We start from the raw sequence: 2,523 nt of genomic DNA on the forward strand, positions 1-2,523 counted from the left end.
CTTCCAAGTCAGTACACGGTGGAGTCTGACAAGCGAGAATATGAACGCTACGAAGAGTTCAAGGATGATTTTATCTACAGGCAGCTTGAGTACATTGGCACCATGCTCGCTATCTGGGCTGGTGTATGCGCTGTTTTGTATGCCATTGGTTATGGGTGCGGCTGGGTATATCGAGGGTTTCGCCCTAAGACGGTATAACCAACCACAGCTCACGTTGTGAACAACGGGATTGAGTTGAATGCATGCAGAAGGGTGGCAAAGACTCTGGGAATTGGTGAGGTGGCTAGTGTCCATCTGCACGATGTCCAACCGACGCGTTCCGCTCTGAACGCCACTCACAAACCAGCTTGGCTACGGCAAGACAAGTCAAGTCAAAGTCCTTGTAGAAGCTCTGACAGCGTCATTCCCAGTCCATCAGCAAGCACCTTGGCCGCGTCTAGGCTGGGGTTGGCGGTGCCAGTCTCAATTCGGGACATGTAAGTTCGAACGAACCCGCACTTATCAGCGAAAGCCTCCTGACTGAAGTCCTGACTGTTGCGTAGCTCTCGAATGCGTTGGCCGAAGCCCTTTCTCAAATTCTGATTTGGCTGCATCCCCGAATGATGGTCGGATGTACCCCAATCGTGAACACACTATGTGATGACACACCAAGTGATACATTGATATCCTCGTTGCTCACCCAGCTAGCACCTGACAGGGATGCCCATGAACGAAAAACTGTTTGTACTCACCAACCAGAAGAAGACGACAAATCACATCCTGCACGTGATTCTGACGGTGCTGACAGGAGGGCTATGGCTGCTGGTGTGGGGGATAACAATGCGCAGCAATGACGCCCACAACAAGAGAATCGACAAGCAGATTAATCAGATCATGCTTTACAAAACACAGGGGCTGAGTGACACCGATACGTACCAGCAGATCAAGAAAGACGAACTAAACTACGACGTACTTCAGGGGCGAGTGATATTCGTGATTCTGGTTGTCGTGTTCCTCTACTTCTATCTCCGATAAGCCAGCACCTTCGAAAGGACACATGACTCGATGAAAAAACTGATTCTTTCAGCAGCCCTGCTTGCACTCAGCACCTCCAGCATTGCAGGTGGGCTATCCGAAGAAGAAAACGACATATCGAAATGCGTTGGCTTCGTTGCCTCACAAAAGTACATAAACCCAAAGATGATGGATAATTCTACCGATATCGCTGGAGTCAAGATGAAAGCAGTAGCTATGAAGAACAAGTATCCAGCAACCACGCTGAGGATAATGACAGATACCTCAAGCAACACCGCCAGCATAATAGTCAACTACTTCACAACAGCCGCTAAGAACAATGACAAAGAAAAAATCAATGACATCTATCGACGTGGTATTGCCACCTGCAAGAAGTCAGGACTAACCATAAGCCAAGTAAACGATAAATTCACTGTCACAGTGGACGATATAGATGATGCACTATAACCACACAACTTCAAATGGAACGCTCGTAGCACAGTGACCAGCTCAACTGAGAATGGTATCAGCCCAGCGGAGCTTGAAGGATTACTACCTCCTGGCTTCGCCAGTGTTCTCGCACCGAAAACGTTTCAAGTGTGCTCAACTTCGGCGTGACCGCCGACATTCCTCCGAATGTACTTCAGTAACAAACAAAGATCACACAAATCGAGCTCTACGCTTGTGTTCTTGATCTAGCTATTTGTGTTTGTGCAAAATCGAATTGGGACGATACAGCTGATGTTATTAAAACTGCACACCTTTCCTAGTAATACTCTTAGGATCAATGTGCATTTCTTGCCTTGCAAACTAAAGCTAGGATTGCGATGTGCAACTGGTTTTAACTTAAGCTGCTTGACCGGCTCGCCAGTCGTCTCTCCAGCTTGGTAGTGTGTTTCGATGCACACCAGTCAAGCGAGCAATTTCAGCATTCTTCTTGCCTTGTGCAAACAACTCGCAGACTTGAACTCTACGTACGTCCACAGTCGTTCTACGGTCTTCACCCACTGGACATATTTCAGACAAGCTCCAATCGATCACGGCATGTGGCATATAGGTGGAGACAAGATACTCGGCCACTCGCCCATCCTGCACAAACAGCTGTATCGGCTTGGTATTGCTTCTGTCTCGCACTGCTGTTCGAGTCGCTGCCTGTAAGCTGGGCTCCAAAAATCTGGTGACGATGAATCCTTGGCGAAACTCTCGACCATACTTTGTTGCCAGAAACTCCAGTGCGAGCTGATCGGATGGCGATGGGTTTCCACCAAACAGAAGAATCGCATCAGTTTCGCCCTGATACTCGTTCAAGCCTCGACTGTCGATTGAGCAGCGGTGCACAGCCCCTCGTGTCAACCACCTGAAACTTGCCCAGCTGTTGCTGAACAGCAGTGGAGTTCCGGTAGTTCGCCGAAGGACTGCCCTCAGAATTTCATCAATCACCAGACTCTCTCCCTGCTTCTGTTGATCCATAGAGCTGCCATCATGGGTAGTCATAGTCACTGCGGACTTGCTGTAGTTACGCCCTTTGGG

General features: G+C 48.8%; 4 protein-coding genes. 3 read left to right on the forward strand and 1 reads right to left on the reverse strand.

What is annotated here, in order from left to right:
• The 3 genes from RR877_RS10380 to RR877_RS10390 all read left to right on the forward strand — a co-directional run.
• Positions 1-198: hypothetical protein (locus tag RR877_RS10380; RefSeq protein WP_332628195.1), on the forward strand; the 198-nt coding region annotated here is incomplete at its 5' end.
• Positions 199-705: 507 nt separating this feature from the next.
• On the forward strand, positions 706-1,014 hold the full coding sequence (locus tag RR877_RS10385; protein ID WP_109520959.1) for a hypothetical protein: 309 nt from the start codon (positions 706-708) through the stop codon (positions 1,012-1,014).
• 30 nt (positions 1,015-1,044) lie between these two features.
• On the forward strand, positions 1,045-1,461 hold the full coding sequence (locus tag RR877_RS10390; RefSeq protein ID WP_332628199.1) for a hypothetical protein: 417 nt from the start codon (positions 1,045-1,047) through the stop codon (positions 1,459-1,461).
• A gap of 378 nt (positions 1,462-1,839) precedes the next feature.
• Here the strand turns inward: RR877_RS10390 and RR877_RS10395 are convergent.
• Positions 1,840-2,523: helix-turn-helix domain-containing protein (locus RR877_RS10395; RefSeq protein WP_332628201.1), on the reverse strand; the 684-nt coding region annotated here is incomplete at its 5' end.

The sequence above is a fragment of the Aurantimicrobium sp. genome, from assembly GCF_036667855.1.
Lineage (GTDB): Bacteria > Actinomycetota > Actinomycetes > Actinomycetales > Microbacteriaceae > Aurantimicrobium.